Below are 18,782 nucleotides of genomic sequence, written 5' to 3'. Positions count from 1 at the left end.
CTTTATTTTGCCATGCATTTAATATCTTCTGCCGTAAATCAAGCGAATATGCTGACATATTTTGTTTAACTTTAGTGATGCTTTAGATTACTAGACTTGTGGCGTGTTTGATCGGAATTTGCTGTAAAAATTTAGTACGTCGTTCTAAGGTGATGTATTTTTCGAGTTTGGGACGACTGATGACATTTTCTATTTCTGATTGAACTTCATCTGATATCAGGAGTATTGCTTGAGATGTGGCATAGTCAAAAACCTGCTGTGGCAATGAATTTACAGCCATTAAGCCACTGATCAAGATATTGGTATCGATTACTAATCTTAGTTTAGTCATCCTTTAGGATTTCCTCTAAGATTTCGGGAGTAAGTCCTTTTTGTTGGGCTTCTAAACGAATTTCTTGAACTACTTTTTGTAGTGGGGTTGGTTGGGAAACGCATTGTAAAAAGATGCTGACAAGCGATCGCAAAGCCTGACGGTTTTCAGGAGTTGTATTTTGATATGCATCAGCGATGGGGGCTTCGACTTGAATGGTAATTTGTTTAAGCATAGTCTGTCTATTTTTCCTGCAATGCTGGCAAGCTATTGACTATTTTAACCGACTCGATGCTGACGCGGGCGATCGCACTTAATGAGGTCAAGGATATTGCGCGATCGCCTGATCAGTCGTTGGGGTTGTATCTAGTTTCTATCTGTCCAATAGTGTGGTTTGCGTTGTAAGTGCATAACAGCTAGGATCTGGATGCGATCGCCACAAACTCGGTACACAATGCCATAGGGGAATCCATCAACATGGCAACGTCTAGCACTTCTCAAGAAACATTAGCGATTCCTTAGTTTTTGCAATACTTGATCGGCTGGGATTAATGTAAATTTGCCTTGATCTATCGCTTCTATACGATTAGATATTTCTCTATTCCAAGCTGTTTCAATTTCGGGATTAATTTCATCAAGGCTGTTAAGGAGATGTTCTGCAAGCATGGCGCGGTAAAGAGGGGGCAGGGTTAAGACTGCTCCAAAAATTTCATCATAGGTTGCGTTAGTCCTACAGAAACCTCCTTACAAAGCAAATGAGCATATCCTAGCATTTTTGGTTTAGGTTCGCTTATTCAATGGTGGCAAGCTATTGACGATCGCAACTAATTCGATACTTACTCGCACGATCGCACTTAATAAGGTCAAGGATGTAGCGCGATCGCTTGATTGGTCGTTGGGATTGTTGGTAATTCCGCTATGTTTTATGTTTGTCGCGGGTGAGGTGATCGCGTTCCCTAATACATTCTAGATCGTTTTTACAATTGCTTTTGAATGCGATCGCTGTTCTCAACGCATACACAAAGCTGAAACTATATTTTCTTTGACAAATTGACGATGATCACTGCTTGGAGAATAGGTTGTTTCAGTTTCACTTAAATTGATGACAACTGTTCCACCGCAGCAATGATTAATTTCTCTCCCTTTTGATGGAAGTGTGTTTAAGTGAGTAGGAGAAATTGCTAAGATTTCAGGAGAGCAAGTCTTGGTAAGCTGAGTACACATAATATGTACATCAGGCAGTATATCAAGTACAGTTTCTATGATTTCTTTGCGCGGATTATTATGCTTATTTCTCCCATTAGAAAATAAAATTAGTATTGGTTGTACCTTCTCGCATAGATTCTTAGTAAATTGTTGATTACCTTTTCCGCCCGAAGTTGCATTGCCTCCGTGATGTGGAAAGACAAGAACATCCGCAGCAAAATCAGAATTATCATTGGTTAAGTTATTCAGTCCTATATCATCGATATCTCCCGCAAGAAGTGCTACGCCACGAGATTTATAGACGAGTCGAATGACTGCTGATACAGAATTCGAGTTTAGCTTGTTTTTTTGCAAATCCAAACCACCTGCTTGTCCAACAAGATCCATACTTGGGGCAAGAATTTGAATATTTACTTGTCCAACATCGAGATTCCCATTCATCTCTGTATGAAGAAAATCTCGTTTTGTATTTTGTCGCTTTTTTGCATCAGCGATCGCAAGACGTAATTCTATCCATATATCTGTCCTTTTAGAGCCGTCAGGATTGAGGTAAATATGCTTTATTGTAATGGATTCATCTAGAAGTAGTTTAATGAAACCTTCGATATGATCCTCATCGGCATGGGAAATTATAATGCGATCAATTTGTGATATGCCAAGCTGTCGCAATGTATCAATCAAGGTATAGCCGTGAGCGCAATCAATAACAACTGTTCCTTCAGTGTCTTGTAAAATAGCACAATTTCCATGTGCGACATCAAGAATAATTAATTTAGGCAAGTCCATCGTTGTCATCTAATTCTGGGGCAGGTTCAAATAGTGTGAAGTAGAGATCATCAGATTTTTCAGTTTCGGTATTGACACGGGCAATTAACCATGAATCTTTCTTTTGCTCAAGTTGCAGCTTTAATTTAGAAAGTAATTCCTCTGGGATCTGCGAAACTGGAAAACGAACTGCACGGTGGCGATTCCAACTTGGAACAAATACTTCTGCAACTTCTTCCCCTGAATCAGTAGTAATATCCATAACATGAATAAGGGTTCGATGTGGTCTTCTTGAAGGCGACATGATACCTTGAAACTCTTTTGAACAAGTCTCAAGTCCTCTTTTAATTTTACTAGCAATTATATCTAAATCAAATAAATTCACTAGATCTTCTCGCTCTAGAACAACAGGTATAGACTCTCTATATTTACGAATAGAAACATTTATATCTGTATCGGTATATTGAGTAATTAGTATAGAAGGGAACTTTTTTTGATAAAGTGATGGCATTAGTTCAGATCCCGTAAAAGGAGCTAATCCGCGATCAGATAATCGATGATCGCATATAGCTGCTTGAGCGTTTGATTGAATATAATCTGCTAAATCATTAACTTCACTAAATGATTCTTCAACTATAAAAGTTTCAAATCCAACTAATCCGAGAGTCTCAGCTAGAGTTTCTCTAGCCTGTTGTTCATCATCTATGATCGCAATTTTCATAACAAATCCTCCTATTTCAAAGGTAATTGAACAATAAACTCGGCTCCACCTAGTTGACCATTAGCGATCACGCTAATTTGTCCTCCTAGATCTATAACTGAATCTTTTGCTATTTTCAATCCTAACCCAGTACCTGATCTCGTGGTGGTTTTGCCAGCCAGCCAAATTTCATCTATTGTAAGCCCTTGAATACCCAAAGCGTTATCCATAACTCTTAACCAAATAAATTTTTCACTTAATTCAGTTCGGATTAGAATTTTTCGATTTTGAATAGGTGCATTTTTGGCATTAAAAGCATTGATTGCATTAGTAATTAGATTAATTAAAATTGCCTCTACGAGAGCCGTACTCCCTCGCAAATTAAGTTCAGTATTTACTCTGTCTAACTCGATAGTAGTATTAGAACTCTCAAGAAAAGGATCAAACAAGCTGATTACATCCTTAATCACTTGATGTATCTCAACGTTTCCTTTAGAGCGCTTTTCTTTTTTTAATAGATAAATTGGGTATTTAGCAAAGCCTTGAACTGAAATGGCTAGCTTTTGAATAGTTGAGAATGTCCCTGAAAAATACTTGAGGTATATTTCGCTTTCTATATATCTCTGCATTTTTGCGTTTAGTATGCCAACTTGTTGTTTCAGTGTGTTAATTTCCCTTCCAGATTCATGGGCAAAAATAGCAGAAGTAGTCCCTGCTGTTGCTAAACTACGGTACAACTGTAGTTCTTCATTTAAAATTTCCACCTCTTTCTCCGTGATTTTTTCATAATTTTCTACCACTAATAATGTTTCTTTTCTGGGGACTGGATCTGGAATATTAATCTCAATAATCTCTTTAACTCTTTTCATAGCCTTAGCAATTTTAGGCTTTATGCCTCTTTTTGCCTCTTCCTGCTTTACTTCTACTGTACCCAATCGAAAATCTGCGACCCATTCGAGTGTATTCATCGCAAATTGCTGCAAATTGAGAAAAGTTTCATTTTCCAGAAATCCTAGACGGTCTGTTTTTTGTAACAAAAGACTGTCTGAGTCTTCAGCAACAACTCTGCCTATAACAGTCCTTGTTGAAGGGCGAGATTGAGGATTTCGAGAGCGAAAGAAATTTATTTTCAGCCAGTCGTCACCCTTATCTCCATAAGGGGCAACTCTCAAGCCTCTATGATAAAGATGTACACCACCAACTGATTCTAACCAACGACGAATTTGTATAGAATTATCTTCACGATTTTTAGCAGAAAAACTTTGTGGATCAAGTTGAAAAATCCATAGTTCAAAATTAGTAGGTACAGATTTTTGATAGGGCAGATCTGTAGATAAATTGTTTTCATTTGGAGATCTCTCGCTTGTCTCTAATTTTTGGCGATATTTACTAATATCAGAATGTGTTGCTATGGCAACAGTAGAACCTTTCCAATCTATTAACTTAGCAGAAGCGTATCCATGTTCATCAAGCGATGCTTTAAGAAAGAATTCAGCATCTTCAAAAAATTGATCATTGACTTGTTTCTCTAGGTCTGTAAATCCAGTTCCAAGTAATTTAGGTCGAAACGATATATTTGTATCAAAGGGATCGGCTAATAGTAATAACTCTCTAGCAAGTCTATTAATCTCACGCTTACCAATTTTTACTTTTAAATTCTTAATTAAAATTGTTGTTCCATGTACATCGTCTGTAAGCTTATTTGTTGGTGATAAAGTCACTTGTTCAACAGAATCTACGGTATCAAAATCATTCCAACATATGCTGACTGAATACTCTATATTTGGCTGGCTTTTTGGGCGTGTAGCAAGTTCTACATGAGTTCCTAGTCGTAATGCGGCAAGTCTACCTAGCCCTTTAGAACCTACTCGTAATCTATCAAGGGATGTGCGATCGCTAGCTCCCTCTTTCTCCGATTTACCAATAACTAACCAGCCACTCTGAAGAGTCTCAAGATCCATCCCCATACCGTTATCGGAGATCACAATACTGCCGCCGATCTCCTCGGTATTAAATAACTCGATCTCACATATTGTGGCATCTGCATCATAGGAGTTTTTGACTAGCTCCAAGATACCCTGATCAGGATTAGGAATTAGTTCTTCTCCTAGTCTGCTAAGGATACTTGGAGAAAATTTGAAATGCATACGAGATTACTACAATACATGTTGATCCCAAATCCTAGTATAAATGAAATTTTGTGTTATGGCGCATGAGGTAAGTTTCTTTTTGCAAATCATCTATAAACACCCAATTGCTTACTACACATAATATAGAGCGGATGATGTGGATAATCTGCTTTTGTAATTCCTAAACAGTGAGGTTGAATATCGTGTTTAGATAGCAACTCCAAAACAAGGCGATCGCGTTGCATTAACTTACCGTTATTTCCCCAAGCAACAACAACTTTATCGGCTGACTTAATCGCTTTTTTTAATAGCGATCGCATTGTAGATGTGATGATATGCGATCTAGAAAATACCCTCATAAATATCTGCCATCGTTAGCGATAGGTTTATCGAATTTAAGACTACAGTATCCTCGCTTCCCAAAACTTCCATTGTCCAATCCCCTTGCAAATCTTGACGATAAACTTCTACTTTAATTTCATTTTGAGAAACTAAAACATATTCCTGCAAACTACCAATCGTTTGATAATTAACCAGCTTTTCGCGGCGATCGCTTACTTCCGTACTTGGTGACAACACCTCAAAAATCACACAAGGGTAATTCACAAAATACTTATCGCGATCTTTAGGACTGCAAGTAATCAGGATATCGGGATAATAGAATATCGTCTTATTTTGATTAGCAGCCTTTAACTTGCCCTTCATATCTGACATAAAAACATCGCAAGCCCCACCCCGCAATTGAGAACGTAACCAACTTGCAATATTTAAAGTAATGATATTGTGAGCCTTACTCCCCCCAGCCATCGCAAAAATCTGACCACCCAAATACTCATGGCGAACTTCGCTCTTACTCTCTGCGTCTAAATATTCCGCAACTGAGAAAATATGAATCGGCGATCGCATAATTTTTGCAACTTGACATGTCAACTATCATATCACCTTAAAATTTACGATACCAGAGAGAGAAGGCTTGCTCAATGTCTAGATAGAAGACTTTGATTTGAGCGATCGCATTGTTGATATGGTGATATGCGATCGCGCTGCATTAACTCCCTATTATTGCCCCAACTAACAACAGCCTTTTGATCCACGCCCGACAGTTTAACTCCAGTTAGCAAATCAAGATTTGATGTAACCCTAGACATACTAAAATGACTCTGGAGAAGAAATTTCAACATTTCTTAACCTCTATACATTTCATCATTAAATACTTAGTCTAGACAAACCCAAGGTCAAAAAATCTATGGTCGCAACCCCTGAAACCACAAACGCAGCCACTCCCGCTTTCAAAGATGACTTTCGTGAAGGCATACAGTACTTTGGCGAACCGTTGGAGGGGTTCGACGAGCTAGGACTTCTCCCAGTCCTTAGCCCAGAAAAATCTGGCGTTACCGATCCTAGCGATCGCGCCGCCGTATTTCAAACCTTACTCGCCGCCGATGCTTTACGCTATCTAACTCTACAAGTCACAGCTAGCAAAGCATCAGGACACCCAGGCGGATTTGCTAGTAGCGCCGAAGCCGTCGCAGCCTTTTATATGCTGGGTCACAAGAACATGCCCACCGAAGTTGGACACCACGCCCCTGGTTACTACAGCGCCATGTTTCTCGATCGCTCTCTCGAAGACATGGGCATCAACACAGTAACGCAAATGCGCGATCGCTATCGTGAAAAACATGGCTTGCTTGGTCACTTATCAGGATTCATCCCAGGGATTCTCGCGCCTGCTGGCCCCCTTGGACAAGGACAACATTTTGCGATGGCAGCAGCCCTGTTGCATCGCGATAAGCTTTTCCCAGTGACGATGGGTGATGGTGGTATGGGTGAACCCTATCCAATTAGCTCGATCGCCCATTTTCATACTGCCTATCCTGAAGTCACCAATTTTATTCCAATTTTAGTTTGGAATGGCTATAGCCAAGAACATCACAGCATGGTTTCGACAAAGACCAATGCGGAAATGATTGCTTTCTGGAAAGGAAATGGCTTTGATGAAGTAATTCTGATTGATGCGAAGGATTTTGATGATCAGAATCAACCAGAAGCCTATGTTGATAGCACCGCTTTCTCTTTCAAGCAACGCCTAGCTTTTACAGAAGCAGTTCTTGTCGGTGTGGACAAAGCCGCAAAACTAGCCTTTGGGGGCAAACTGACTGTATTTATCATCAAACAACTTAAGGGCGCTGGAGTTCATGCACGCGGCGCAAAATCCCATAACCTCTATGCTCACCACACCCTTGAGAATCCTGATGTAGTAGCTGGATTGAAATCCCGTGCACTCAATCCTGAAGCATGGCAAACCGTTCGCACTAATTTAGAATGGGCTGGCGGAGGTTCTTCTTCTAAAACTGCGGTTACAGAATCAGTACTAGCATTAACAGATTTGGGAACTTTGCCCTTAGAAGAATATGCTGCTGGGGAAGCGAAAATTTCCACAACCGCGATGGGGCGCTTAGTGGGCTATGTCGGACAAACCGATAAGCGCTATATAGTCACTAATGCTGATGGGAATGAAGCTTCAGGAATTGCCAATATCAATCAAGCTCTGAAAATCAACCACCCCACTGAGGATGCACTTTATAATCAAGGGCCCGGTGGACAAGTTTACGAACCTTTGAGCGAAGATGCTTGTGCAGGCTTAGCGGTTGGCTTGGCGCTGATGGGTAGCCGTACCCTCTGGTGTTCCTACGAATCCTTTGCGATTAATGGACTTCCGATTTGGCAAACAGTTACTCAGGCAATGGCAGAGCTACGCCGTCCTACTCCTGCCACTGTATGCTTATTTACCGCAGGAGCTTTGGAGCAAGGTCGCAATGGCTGGACACACCAACGACCTGAAATCGAAGGCTACTTTGCCTCAATGATGCGTAACGGAAATATATTCCCACTCTTTCCTCTTGATGCGAATAGCATTCAAGTTTGCTATGACTGGGCGCTGAAGGCAGTGAATAAGGGTGTTGTGATTACCGCCAGCAAATCACCTTTGCCAATCCGTACTACCTTTGAGCAGAACCGTAAGGCTCTCGAAGATGGCGCAATTACTTTGCAAGAAACCGCAGGCAATAAGAAGGTGGTCTTCGCTGTCATCGGTGACATGATGTTGATTCCTGTATACGAAGCTGCACAAAAACTCGCAGAACAAGGAATTGGTTCCAAAATTGTCTCCATTGTCAGCCCTCGTCGCCTCTATCGTCCAACCGATGTTGCCTGGGATACTTGCTCAGAGCCAGATGGAAAGTTCTTGAGCGATGCTGAGTTTGAGGCTTTCTTTGGTGGTGATGCTTTGATTGGTGTCGTCGGTGGTGCTTCTGCGATGCTAGAGCCTGTAATGCTCCGCAGCAATAGCAAGCGCGATGTCTTCTCATGGAAGCGTGGCGAAACGACTGCATCTGCTGGTCAGTTGTTTGATTTCAATGGCATGAATGCTGACGCGATCGCAAGTCGCGCCAAGCAGTTGATTAGCTAATCTAAAAAGAAGGCGTGCAAAGCACGCCTTCTTTTTAGATTTGCAGATAAATTCTTTCAACTTCTAACGCAGGGAGAGGCTTATTAAATAAGTAGCCTTGTCCATATTTACAACCAACATTTTGCAACCATTCAAGCTGAGCCTTTGTTTCAATCCCCTCGGCAATAACCGCTAAACCAAGTTGATTACTAAGAGCAATGATAGTATCTACGACATGGTAGTTGCGATTTTCAGTTTGAATTTGACTCACAAAAGATCGATCAATTTTGAGATTATCTACAGGAAAACGATGAAGATAACCGAGAGAAGAATAGCCAGTTCCAAAATCATCAATGCTGATTTGAATATGACGCGATCGCAATTCTTTAGTGATAGCGATCGCAGTTTCAGCACTATCCATAATCGCACTTTCAGTAATTTCTAATTTGATATTGGCAGGATTAACTTTAGTTTCTGCAAGAATGCGATCGATATCAGCAAGGAGAGTCGCACAAGAAAATTGCCGCACCGAGAGATTGACACTCATGGTTAGCTCTGTCCAACCTTGCTGATGCCATGCATTAAGCTGCTCACAAGCTTGTTTAAATACCAACATTCCCACTGGTACGATTAAGCCCGTTGTTTCCATAGAAGGAATAAATTCGGCAGGGGAAACCATACCTCGCTCTGCACTTCGCCAACGCACTAATGCTTCAAATCCTACTAGTTTTTGGTCTTGCAACTGAATGATTGGTTGATAAAAGAGAATGAACTCTTGCTGCTCTAGTGCCCGCTGAAGATCATTTTCTAAAATCAAACGATTGAACATAGCGAGATGCATTTGGCGATCAAAGATTTGATGGCTATCTTTCCCGCGTAATTTCGCTTGATACATTGCTGTGTCTGCATCTTGCAATAGTTCCTCGGCTTGGCGATCGCTGTTTTTGCCTAGGGCAATTCCCATGCAGACTGTAATGAAGATTTCGCAATTGGCTACTACGAAGGGTTGCGCAAAGCTTTGAAGCATCTTTTGAAGAAATGGCTCTATAGAACTTTCTTCGTCAATCTGATGTAGCAAAAAACAAAATTCATCACCACCCATCCGCGCCAATAAATCTTTAGGGCTGAGGTGCTGTTGTAAACGTTTGGCGATCGCAATGAGTAATTGATTGCCAACAGCATGACCGAAGGAACCATTCACCAATTTGAATTGATCGCAGTCTATATAAACTAAAGCTAAGGATGATTCTCCCGCTTGTAAACTCTCTTTTAATTCTTGAACTAAGAATGCTCGACTCGGTAACTTAGTGAGCGCATCCTCTAAAAGCATATTTTGCAACTGGGCAGTACGCTTTTGCACCATTGCTTCTAATTGCGTATTAAAGATTGCTAATTGTTGATATTGCTGGTGAATGCGGATCATTGAGCGCACTCTTGCGGTTAGCTCTAAACGATTGACGGGTTTACTAATAAAGTCGTCAGCACCAGCAAATAAGCATTGAGCCAGATCTTTTTTAGTGGTTAAGGCTGTAACCACAATAATTGGCACGGCACTCCATTTTGGCATAGCTTTAATCCGCCGACAGACTTCAATGCCATCCATATCTGGCATCATTACATCCAGCAAAATCAGATCGGGTTGAAAGGCTTCTAGATAGGCGATCGCATCTTTACCACTAGCCGCATAATGCAAATGATAGTCTTGATTTTCCTGCTCAAAGTCTTCACTGGTACTTAGGAGCGTTTCAATAACATCAAAATTATCAGGTTCATCGTCAACGACTAGGATAGAAGGTTTGTTCATGGGAATAAATTAATGACTAATTGAGAATTATATAGAGGATTGCAAATCAGAATAATTTGAGTTTAATTAGGAGCTAAAAATTTTTGAATAAGTTGTGTTAATTGCCTCAGCTTAATAGGTTTACTCAAATAGTCATTAGCTCCAGCGGCAAGACATCGCTCTACATCATTGTCCATAGCTAGAGCCGTGATGGCAATAATAGGCACATGATCGAGGCTAGAAATTCGGCGAATCTGTTTGGTAGCTTCTATGCCATCCATCACAGGCATTTGAATATCCATCAAAATTAAATCAGGTTTTGATACTTGTACTAAGGCGAGTGCTTCTTGTCCATTTTGGGCTACCACAATTTTATAGCCTTTAGCCGTTAAGTAGCTAGAAATTGTCATGATGTTAAGTTCATTGTCTTCTACTAGCAAAATTGTATAGGAACGGCTTTGTGTGTTCTGGTTGGATTCAGAAGTGGTTTCGGTCTGATTGATAACGGATGGTAACACCTGAGTGGATGCTGTATATGGAAGTGCAATTGTAAAGCAGCTACCCACACCTATTTCACTGGTTAACCTGACTATACCACCATGCATTTCCACTATGCGTTTCACTAGCGCTAACCCCAATCCTGTACCCTGATATTGGCGATTAAGAGCACTATCGATTTGAATAAAAGGCTGAAACAGCTTACTAATATTCTCTGGAGAAATACCGATACCTGTATCGATCACCGAAAAGTAAAGATAGCTCGATTCTGCTAATTCGGGTTTGGTGCTAACGATCGCAGAAGGTTGATTAGGAAACTCTTGATTACCCAAAGAGGGGGGATGATTAGTACTAACTTCTAAGGTAATGCGTCCACCATCTGGAGTAAATTTGACAGCATTATTAAGTAAGTTGATCAAAACTTGTCGAATACGTCTTTCATCGACATGTAATTCCGAAAGATTGGGTACAATTTTCGTTTCTAACTGGATACTTTTTTTGAGTGCTTGCTGCTTGACAAAAGGAAGACAGGATTGACAGAGAAATTCGACAGGGACATTGGAGTATTCTAGATCAATTTGTCCAGATTCTATTTTAGCGACATCGAGAATGTCATTAATGAGTTCCAATAGATGCGAGCCACTACGTTCAATAGTTTGCAGAGCCTTAATTTGAGAATCAGTAACTTTGCCAAAAATCTGCTCTTGCATTCCCTCAGTCATCCCCAGAATCGCATTAAGCGGGGTACGGAGTTCATGGCTCATATTAGCTAAGAATTCATCTTTTAATCGGGTAGCACGCGCAAGTTCTTCATTGGACATTGCTAGCTTTTGATTAATTTCGGTAAGGTGTTGCTGAGTTTTTTGCCGATCGCAAAGTTCTTGCTGCAACTTTTCAAATAAATCAGCTTGTTGAATGGCGATCGCTAACTGATTGGCAATTTGTTGGAGTAAATTGATTTCCCATACTTGCCAATGGCGCGGGCGATCGCATTGATGCACGATCAGCAATCCCCAAAGAGCCCCATTTTGAACAATCGGCACAACGAGTTTGGCTCTAACCTGTATTTCGACAAGAAACTCGGCTAGACAGGGTAGTACCTCATTCGGTTGAGCTTCGCGATCGGTGAGGGCAAATATTCGACCTTTAATATAGCGATCGTAATTAACTTGAGGAAAAACCTCTTCAGGAAAAGGAATATCTAAAATAGCCTTCCATTGCGGTAAAACAGATTCAGAAATAGCAGCGCCTGTTCCGTCGGGAAAGACTCGATAGACTAGCACCCGATCTGATTTTAAAACCTGATGAACTTGTTGCACGGTGGCTTGCAGGATCTCAGGCAAATTCAAGGTTAAGCGAATTCGTTGAGTAATTGCAGCAAGTAATTTCTCCTGATCAACCTGTTGGCGAATCAATTCCTCTGCTTGCTTGCGATCGCTAATATCCACGACCACAAAGACACATTCGTCCTCGGAGAGCAGCGCCAGTCCAACGAGAACATGAACGGAATGCCCATCCTTGTGATAATAGATTTTTTCCCAAGGCGCAATCACCCGGCTAAGTTCCAGATGCTGGATGGCATGACGATCGATTGGCAGATATTCGGGAGGAGTAATATTTTCCCAGCTAATTTGCTTGGCGTTCAGCTCTTCTCTCGTATAGCCAAGCATTTCCAAGAAGCGATCGTTAGCATCGATAATCTGACCGTTCAAGTCAGTAAACATCATCCCCACGATGTCTGATTCAAATACACGCCGAAACCGAGTTTCACTTTTCTGTAGAGCTAGTTCCGCCTGTTTGCGTTCAGTTTGATCGCGGACAATGATCAACGCCTCGTCATCGCTAATCGGCACAATCCGTACCTCTTCAAAGACAAGGCGATCGCCTCGATATAACTGATGCTCATAAACCTGTAATTCTCCAGTAGTGATTGCTTGTGCAAGCATCTTTAACTGCTGCTGTAATAGATCAGGTGGCAATACTTCCGAGAGATGTTGCTGAATTGGCAAGAAATTTTGTGCGGGATCCTTAGAATTGATATATTCCAAACATCTACCATCTCGTGACACTCGCAGTAATAAATCAGGAATAGCCTCGATCATCGCGCGTACGTGGGATTCACTACTGCGAAGAGCTTTAGTCCTTTCTTGGACTTTAATTTCTAAGGATTGATTGAGTTCGATGAGTTCTGCTTCTACTTTTTTTCGCTCAATTAATTCTTCCTGTAGCTGTTGATAGGTGATGACTTGTTGATTTTCTAATAACTCATTGCGACCTTCCAACAAAGATATCTTTTCCGCCTCTAGACGCATCACCTTTTGCTCTAGAACCTCTGCTAAATTGTAAATCTCGATCGGATTAAGCGCTTGTAGTAAGCTCGTCTGGGTGATGATTCCCAAGATTTCTTCCTCTTCACCAACTACAGCGATGCGGCTGATGAAGCGCTGCTCCATGATTTGATGTACCATCCACAGCGAATCCTCTGGCTTGACCGCAAAGATCGGACTGCTCATCATTGCTTCCGCCGTCCAACTTTCTAGGTTTAAGCCTAAGGCTTGAAACTGCACAATATCGCGCTCAGTCAAAATCCCCACAGGTACTTGCAAACAATGATCTTGCTTTAACCTAGTTTCGACAATGATCACGGAACTAATACGATAGTGAGCCATCAGTTTAGCGATCACTAGCATTGAATCTTCGGGTGCGGCACTGATTACTTCACGAGTCATCACTTCATTCACAAGCCTTAGTCGCAGCAGATCGATTGGTCGAGAGGTTTGACGTAAACTTTCATAGGTCACAAGTCCCACAAGGCGATCGCTATCATCCACAATTGGCAAATGACGGATATGGTGCTGCTGAATAAGATTAATCGCAAAAAACAAATCTGTAAAAGCAGATTCTCGCAGAGTGATTACAGGATGAGCCATGACTTCGCTTACTGCAACGTCTAGGGGTAGTTGCTCGGCGCTTAGGCGTACTACATCTCTCTCGGTAACGATGCCTACTAACTGCTCATTATCTACAACCAATACACAACTTGATCGCACTTCGATCTCCAATTGAGCCGATTGATTATCTAAGGTTTTAGCTGCATCACATTGCGATCGCACCCCGCTCATTTGCGCGATCGCCTCCGAAACCTTAGTTTCAGGCGCAACAACAATAGGATTACGAATAATCGCTGATGTTAGTTCTACTTGAGCAGGGGAATTAAACATAAATTTATGAGGATCTGTTCTCAACCAGAATGGAATTAGGATCGGAGCGGCAGAGAAATATTTACGGTTGTTTGCTGTTGATAAATGCTATTAATCGCAAAAATCCCCCCAGCTAATTCAACAATCTTTTTGACAATTCTTAATCCCAAACCTATACCTTGTTGTTCATAGGTCTTACGCTCAAACTGGACAAAAGCGCCAATACGCTCAACTTGCTCTTTGGTCATACCTCGCCCTAGATCATGCACTGACAAATTAAACATATTGTCCACCACTTGGCTATTAATTTTGATGATCGTCCCTGAAGCAGAAAATTTTACAGCATTATCAACTAATTCATGGAGAATCGTCAAAAGATATCGATCCGATATGGCTATCTCTGCGTTCTCAAGGTCAAATACAAGATCGTCTTTACTACGTTTCAGATTGTAAACATAGGATTTCAACGTAGATATAACTGTGTCGCTAGAGAATTTAGTCTGAGCAGTTTTGAAGGATTGTTGACGACTTGGAGATGACTCTAACTCTAAGTAAAGCAGAAATTTTTTGGTTAAATTTTCTAAGCGCTGTGCCGAATCATCAACCCAGCCTAACATTTCTCGGATTTCGAGAATATCCATATTCTCAATATCTTCTTTTAGTAAAGAAATTGTGCCCATAATGCCATTTAGAGGCGTATTTAGCTCATGGGACATTCTCGAAGATAAAGTGCCTCGCAGTTCATTGAGAGTACTTTCGAGGATATTAATTGTATTTGATTGGATCTCGGAGAGAGCTTGAATATTATCGTACTGTTGCTTGATTCTTAGCATTGAATGCACTCGCGCTCGCATTTCAACACTATTAATTGGCTTACTAATAAAATCATCGGCTCCAGCATTTAGACAATTAGCTAGATCGGACTTAGAATTTAATGCTGTCACCATAATGATTGGGACGATTTGCCATTCAGGATTTGCTTTAATCCGCTTACAGACCTCTATGCCATCCATCTCTGGCATCATTACATCCATCAAAATCAGATCGGGCTTAAATGCATCAAGACTAGCGATCGCATTTTTGCCATTGGCTGCGTAATGCAATTGATAATTCTGTTCGCTCAAGAGCGTCTCAATCACATCAAAATTATCGGGTTCATCATCAACAACTAAAATAGAAAACGTATTTGTCATGAATTTTTATCCAGATAATCTTCTAAATAAGCAACAACCAAAGGATAACTCTGATCAAGCTCTAGTACTAAGCGATCGCAACCATCTAATTGCTGATTACGTCCTGCAACTTCTAATTTAAAAAGAGTCTCAGCAAATGATCTAGCACCAATCATTCTACTACTACCCTTTAATGTATGAGCAACATATTCTATTTGTGAAGCATCTTGATCTAATACAGCTTGATGAAGCTTAGTTAGTAAGCTAGGACATTCTTCGTTTAAGAATAGATTAATCATCCGTTTAGGCAAATCAAGAGAAACTTTCTCAATCTCTCTAAGCGCATGACTATCAAAGTCTGTACTCATCTCATCTGTAGATGATTGTATTTCAATCTCTTGCGAACTATTACCCCAACGCTCAATTATTCTTTGTAAAGTATCAAAAGATACTGGCTTGCTAATATAGTCATCCATCCCCGCATCTAAACACATTTCGCGATCGCCTTGCATGGCACTAGCAGTCATGGCGATCAAGGTCGGGCGCGATGGACTAGTTGATAGGTTTGACCATTCTTGCACAATATAAGTAGCAGTTTCTAAGCCATTTAGGCGTGGCATTTGGACATCTAAGAACACAATATCAAAAGCACTACTTTTCAGTGCATCAATTGCCTCTAGACCATCATTGACAATCATTGGTGCATAACCCATTTTACTGAGCATTGCCAAAACCATTTCTTGATTGATCAAATTATCCTCAGCAACCAAAATGTTTAGCGGTAATTGCGTTGCAAGCACAATACTAGGTGGCTGAGCTTGACGCAACATACTTCTCCTTTCATAGGGAGTCATGACCTGAGGTCGTTCATTTGTAACCGAGACTGGCAAAGTGAATGCGAAAGTAGAACCTTCGCCTATGGAGCTTTCTGCCCATATATGACCTCTCATCATCTGCACTAGTTTTTGACAAATCGCTAGTCCCAATCCAGTGCCACCATACTGACGCGCAGTAGCGATCGATGCTTGAGTAAAGGGTTGAAATAGCTTTTGAATCTGTTCAGGCGAAAGACCAATTCCTGAATCTTGCACCTCAAAAAGTAGTGTTATCTCCTCCTCAGACTGGGTTTGTGGTGATATATATGGTGATACGGACAGACGAACTGCTCCTGCGTGAGTAAATTTGACAGCATTGTTCGCTAGATTCAGCAAGATTTGACGAAGCCTGATCGGATCACCCAGAATATATGCAGGTGCTTTTGCATCAATCTGGTAATGCAACTCAATACCTTTTGTCTCAGCTTGTTGGCTCAGGAGCGCACAGGTATCCGCAATCATTCCATGCAAATCAATCGGTAGATTTTCAAATAAAAGTTTTTGGGATTCAAGTTTGGAGAAATCGAGGATGTCATTAATTACAGTTAAAAGTATTTCGCCGCTAGTTTGAATGGATTGGACAAACTTATTTTGTTCTTGATCTAGGGAAGTAGTTGCCAATAACTCAGTCATTCCTAGAACCCCATTGATGGGGGTACGAATTTCATGGCTCATCATTGCCAAAAAATCCGACTTAACTCGTAGAGCAGACTCCGCTACTTCTTTGGATTCTTGGAGATTGATTTCGTAATTTTTGCGATCGGTTATGTCTCGAAACCTCCAGACAAATCCCCAAAACCGACCATTAGGGGAAGTCACTGAACTACTAAAATATTCATAGGTGAGTTCATTGATCACCAACTCTCCATGTGTAACTTGCTCTGGCTCGTCGTAAGTTTCTTCTAAGATTTGAGTAATTGCTGGAGGGAAACTTGCTGTTTGTAGTAACGGTAATTCCTGTGGCGTAGTAGTCGCAATGGTTGTGATATCGCATATTTCACACATTTTTTGGTTGTATGCGACTAATCGTCCCTGTTCATCTACAGCAATAATGCCCTCTAGACTAGCTTCGAGTTGAGCATGAATCAGCGCATTAGCGCGTTCTAACCGATCATGCTGCTCTTTAATACGTAACATGGAGCTTACTCGCGCCCGAAACTCTAAAGAGTTTAAAGGTTTACTGATAAAGTCGTTGGCTCCTGCATTCAGGCATCTTGCCACGTCTTCTTTAGAGTTAAGCGCCGTGACCATAATAATTGGCACGGCTTGCCACTTTGGTAAAGCTTTAATGTTTTTGCAAACCTCAATGCCGTCCATAACTGGCATCATGACATCTAGCAAAATTAGATCTGGCTGAAATGTGTCGAGATAGGCGATCGCATCTTTACCGCTAGCAGCATAGTGCAACTGGTAATCTTGATCGCTCAAGATGGTTTCGATTACATCAAAATTATCAGCTTCGTCGTCAATGATTAAAACGGATGCTAGATTCATTGCCTATCTTCTTAAGTCGCTAAAAATTGATGGATAGTATTCACAGGCTGCTTTAGCTTAACAGGTTTCGCGATATATTCATTCGCTCCTGTGGCGATACAGCGATCATGATCGCCTGTAATTGCTCAAGCCTTCAGCGCAATAATCAGAACGTCAACTTCAGATTAAATACCTCGGTGAATGGGAATTAGAATACAACCATTACCGACAAATCAAATACTCTTTGATCATATCGATCGTTTCTTGGGGATGGCTCATATGCGGACAATGCCCCGTTGCTTTCATTAATCTTAGATTGCTCTGGGCTAGATGACGGTGCATATATTCTCCCACTGAGGTTGGGGCGATCGCATCGTCAGCACATTGCAAGATTAATGACGGTAAGGTTACTTTAGCTAGGTCTTGTCGGTTGTCAGAGTAAAAGGTAGCTCTAGCAAAGTCGCTAGCAACCAAGGGATCAGTTGAGCAGAAGCTATTTGCTAGTTCTTGAGTTAGCTCAGGGCGATCGCTATTTTGCATAACCATTGGCGCTAAAAAGCTTGCCCAGCCGATGTAATTTTTTTCCATAACATCGAGTAAGTCTTCAATGTCTTTGCGCTCAAAGCCACCAAAATAATCAGGCAGATCGTTGATATAGCAAGGAGATGGAGCAATTAGAATTAATTTCTCAAACAAGTCAGGTGCTTGAATCGCTGCCAAAATACCAATGATGCTACTGACTGAATGCCCAACAAAATTTACCTTGCGTAGCTCTAGGGCTTGGCAAATATCGATAATATCCTGCACATAACCCTGCAAATCTCGGTAACGCTCGGTGCTATATGCCCCTATATCGGATTTGCCTGAACCCACATAGTCAAACAAAACAATTTTGTAATCAGCCGCGAAAGCTGGGACGACAAACCGCCACATATTTTGATCGCACCCAAATCCATGCGCAAGTAGCAGAGGCTTGGAGCCTTGCCCAATTACACTCACATTGTTCCGTTTTAGAATATTTTCTACCATGGTTCCTAAATTCCAAATTTCAAGTTTATCAAATAGCAATTAGAGCGTGACGGTAGCCTTTGCAAAGTAGGAAGACCAGAAATCTTGTTCCCTCCCCTTTGCAAGGGGAGGGTTAGGGTGGGGTAATTTCCTTGATTTCACACACAAACTGAGATGTGTGTACACGGTAGCCCTTGCAAAGGGGAGGGTTAGGG

General features: G+C 41.2%; 17 protein-coding genes. 3 read left to right on the top strand and 14 right to left on the bottom strand.

The genetic code is table 11. From position 1 onward, the window contains the following. Nucleotides 1-82: 82 nt before the first annotated feature. Entirely contained in the window at nucleotides 83-331 is a 249-nt protein-coding gene (locus PseudUWO311_RS23655; RefSeq protein ID WP_142657680.1) for a putative toxin-antitoxin system toxin component, PIN family, read from the bottom strand. After that, a complete protein-coding gene (locus tag PseudUWO311_RS23650; protein ID WP_142657679.1) occupies nucleotides 324-545 on the bottom strand; it encodes a hypothetical protein in 222 nt (73 codons plus the stop codon). The genes PseudUWO311_RS23655 and PseudUWO311_RS23650 overlap by 8 nt, the downstream gene beginning before the upstream one ends. A gap of 35 nt (nucleotides 546-580) precedes the next feature. Here PseudUWO311_RS23650 and PseudUWO311_RS24705 point away from each other — a divergent pair, with 35 nt between their 5' ends. Beyond that, on the top strand, nucleotides 581-715 hold the full coding sequence (locus tag PseudUWO311_RS24705; RefSeq protein ID WP_263403023.1) for a hypothetical protein: 135 nt from the start codon (nucleotides 581-583) through the stop codon (nucleotides 713-715). Between the two features lie 102 nt (nucleotides 716-817). On the opposite strand, the gene PseudUWO311_RS23645 is transcribed toward PseudUWO311_RS24705, so the two are convergent. Then, complete coding sequence (locus PseudUWO311_RS23645) at nucleotides 818-997, bottom strand: addiction module protein (protein ID WP_223807712.1); 180 nt, start codon at nucleotides 995-997, stop codon at nucleotides 818-820. Nucleotides 998-1,121: 124 nt separating this feature from the next. Here PseudUWO311_RS23645 and PseudUWO311_RS24255 point away from each other — a divergent pair, with 124 nt between their 5' ends. Then, entirely contained in the window at nucleotides 1,122-1,280 is a 159-nt protein-coding gene (locus PseudUWO311_RS24255; protein ID WP_190303640.1) for a hypothetical protein, read from the top strand. A gap of 38 nt (nucleotides 1,281-1,318) precedes the next feature. On the opposite strand, the gene PseudUWO311_RS23640 is transcribed toward PseudUWO311_RS24255, so the two are convergent. The 6 genes from PseudUWO311_RS23640 to PseudUWO311_RS24250 all read right to left on the bottom strand — a co-directional run bounded on the left by PseudUWO311_RS23640 (nucleotide 1,319) and on the right by PseudUWO311_RS24250 (nucleotide 6,258). Beyond that, nucleotides 1,319-2,311, bottom strand: coding sequence for a ComEC/Rec2 family competence protein (locus PseudUWO311_RS23640; protein WP_142657677.1), 993 nt, complete (start codon nucleotides 2,309-2,311; stop codon nucleotides 1,319-1,321). Next, nucleotides 2,289-3,002: a hypothetical protein gene (locus PseudUWO311_RS23635; protein ID WP_142657676.1), complete on the bottom strand. Its 714-nt coding sequence runs from the start codon at nucleotides 3,000-3,002 to the stop codon at nucleotides 2,289-2,291. The genes PseudUWO311_RS23640 and PseudUWO311_RS23635 overlap by 23 nt, the downstream gene beginning before the upstream one ends. A gap of 11 nt (nucleotides 3,003-3,013) precedes the next feature. Beyond that, nucleotides 3,014-5,128 (bottom strand): ATP-binding protein, encoded by a 2,115-nt coding sequence (locus tag PseudUWO311_RS23630; protein WP_142657675.1) that lies wholly within the window; start codon nucleotides 5,126-5,128, stop codon nucleotides 3,014-3,016. Between the two features lie 89 nt (nucleotides 5,129-5,217). Beyond that, the gene (locus tag PseudUWO311_RS23625; protein ID WP_142657674.1) at nucleotides 5,218-5,469 is read right to left on the bottom strand and encodes a DUF1643 domain-containing protein; all 252 of its coding nucleotides are present in this window, start codon (nucleotides 5,467-5,469) and stop codon (nucleotides 5,218-5,220) included. Then, nucleotides 5,453-6,016 (bottom strand): Uma2 family endonuclease, encoded by a 564-nt coding sequence (locus PseudUWO311_RS23620; RefSeq protein ID WP_142657681.1) that lies wholly within the window; start codon nucleotides 6,014-6,016, stop codon nucleotides 5,453-5,455. Before PseudUWO311_RS23620 ends, PseudUWO311_RS23625 begins: the two co-directional genes overlap by 17 nt. 71 nt (nucleotides 6,017-6,087) lie before the next feature. Next, nucleotides 6,088-6,258, bottom strand: a complete 171-nt coding sequence (locus PseudUWO311_RS24250) for a hypothetical protein (protein WP_190303639.1) — start codon at nucleotides 6,256-6,258, stop codon at nucleotides 6,088-6,090. Between the two features lie 98 nt (nucleotides 6,259-6,356). On the opposite strand from PseudUWO311_RS24250, the gene PseudUWO311_RS23615 reads away from it, so the two are divergent. Continuing rightward, a complete protein-coding gene (locus tag PseudUWO311_RS23615; protein ID WP_142657673.1) occupies nucleotides 6,357-8,579 on the top strand; it encodes a phosphoketolase in 2,223 nt (740 codons plus the stop codon). 34 nt (nucleotides 8,580-8,613) lie between these two features. Here the strand turns inward: PseudUWO311_RS23615 and PseudUWO311_RS23610 are convergent, their stop codons facing one another. From PseudUWO311_RS23610 to PseudUWO311_RS23590, 5 genes are all read right to left on the bottom strand, one after another. Then, on the bottom strand, nucleotides 8,614-10,362 hold the full coding sequence (locus PseudUWO311_RS23610) for an EAL domain-containing response regulator (RefSeq protein ID WP_142657672.1): 1,749 nt from the start codon (nucleotides 10,360-10,362) through the stop codon (nucleotides 8,614-8,616). Nucleotides 10,363-10,424: 62 nt separating this feature from the next. Continuing rightward, nucleotides 10,425-14,060: a CBS domain-containing protein gene (locus PseudUWO311_RS23605; RefSeq protein WP_142657671.1), complete on the bottom strand. Its 3,636-nt coding sequence runs from the start codon at nucleotides 14,058-14,060 to the stop codon at nucleotides 10,425-10,427. A 35-nt stretch (nucleotides 14,061-14,095) separates the two neighbouring features. Next, nucleotides 14,096-15,232 carry a hybrid sensor histidine kinase/response regulator gene (locus tag PseudUWO311_RS23600; RefSeq protein WP_142657670.1) on the bottom strand — a complete coding sequence of 379 codons (1,137 nt, stop codon included), beginning with the start codon at nucleotides 15,230-15,232 and terminating at the stop codon, nucleotides 14,096-14,098. Next, a complete protein-coding gene (locus PseudUWO311_RS23595) occupies nucleotides 15,229-17,580 on the bottom strand; it encodes a response regulator (RefSeq protein ID WP_142657669.1) in 2,352 nt (783 codons plus the stop codon). Before PseudUWO311_RS23595 ends, PseudUWO311_RS23600 begins: the two co-directional genes overlap by 4 nt. Before the next feature lie 201 nt (nucleotides 17,581-17,781). Further along, the gene (locus tag PseudUWO311_RS23590; protein ID WP_142657668.1) at nucleotides 17,782-18,588 is read right to left on the bottom strand and encodes an alpha/beta fold hydrolase; all 807 of its coding nucleotides are present in this window, start codon (nucleotides 18,586-18,588) and stop codon (nucleotides 17,782-17,784) included. Between the last annotated feature and the right edge of the window lie 194 nt (nucleotides 18,589-18,782).

Origin of the sequence: Pseudanabaena sp. UWO311, from assembly GCF_006937785.1 — a bacterium.
Lineage (GTDB): Bacteria > Cyanobacteriota > Cyanobacteriia > Pseudanabaenales > Pseudanabaenaceae > Pseudanabaena.
Note: the sequence above shows the minus strand (reverse complement) of the source record. Positions and strands in the feature narration are given on the sequence as shown.

What these genes read in the sequence shown, in the direction of transcription:
- PseudUWO311_RS23655 (WP_142657680.1), bottom strand. Translation starts at nt 331, where the DNA reads ATGACTAAACTAAGATTAGTAATCGATACCAATATCTTGATCAGTGGC.
- PseudUWO311_RS23650 (WP_142657679.1), bottom strand. Translation starts at nt 545, where the DNA reads ATGCTTAAACAAATTACCATTCAAGTCGAAGCCCCCATCGCTGATGCA.
- PseudUWO311_RS23590 (WP_142657668.1), bottom strand. Translation starts at nt 18,588, where the DNA reads ATGGTAGAAAATATTCTAAAACGGAACAATGTGAGTGTAATTGGGCAA.
- PseudUWO311_RS23640 (WP_142657677.1), bottom strand. Translation starts at nt 2,311, where the DNA reads ATGACAACGATGGACTTGCCTAAATTAATTATTCTTGATGTCGCACAT.
- PseudUWO311_RS23595 (WP_142657669.1), bottom strand. Translation starts at nt 17,580, where the DNA reads ATGAATCTAGCATCCGTTTTAATCATTGACGACGAAGCTGATAATTTT.
- PseudUWO311_RS23625 (WP_142657674.1), bottom strand. Translation starts at nt 5,469, where the DNA reads ATGAGGGTATTTTCTAGATCGCATATCATCACATCTACAATGCGATCG.
- PseudUWO311_RS23620 (WP_142657681.1), bottom strand. Translation starts at nt 6,016, where the DNA reads ATGCGATCGCCGATTCATATTTTCTCAGTTGCGGAATATTTAGACGCA.
- PseudUWO311_RS23615 (WP_142657673.1), top strand. Translation starts at nt 6,357, where the DNA reads ATGGTCGCAACCCCTGAAACCACAAACGCAGCCACTCCCGCTTTCAAA.
- PseudUWO311_RS23600 (WP_142657670.1), bottom strand. Translation starts at nt 15,232, where the DNA reads ATGACAAATACGTTTTCTATTTTAGTTGTTGATGATGAACCCGATAAT.
- PseudUWO311_RS23605 (WP_142657671.1), bottom strand. Translation starts at nt 14,060, where the DNA reads ATGTTTAATTCCCCTGCTCAAGTAGAACTAACATCAGCGATTATTCGT.
- PseudUWO311_RS23610 (WP_142657672.1), bottom strand. Translation starts at nt 10,362, where the DNA reads ATGAACAAACCTTCTATCCTAGTCGTTGACGATGAACCTGATAATTTT.
- PseudUWO311_RS23635 (WP_142657676.1), bottom strand. Translation starts at nt 3,002, where the DNA reads ATGAAAATTGCGATCATAGATGATGAACAACAGGCTAGAGAAACTCTA.
- PseudUWO311_RS24250 (WP_190303639.1), bottom strand. Translation starts at nt 6,258, where the DNA reads ATGTCTAGGGTTACATCAAATCTTGATTTGCTAACTGGAGTTAAACTG.
- PseudUWO311_RS23630 (WP_142657675.1), bottom strand. Translation starts at nt 5,128, where the DNA reads ATGCATTTCAAATTTTCTCCAAGTATCCTTAGCAGACTAGGAGAAGAA.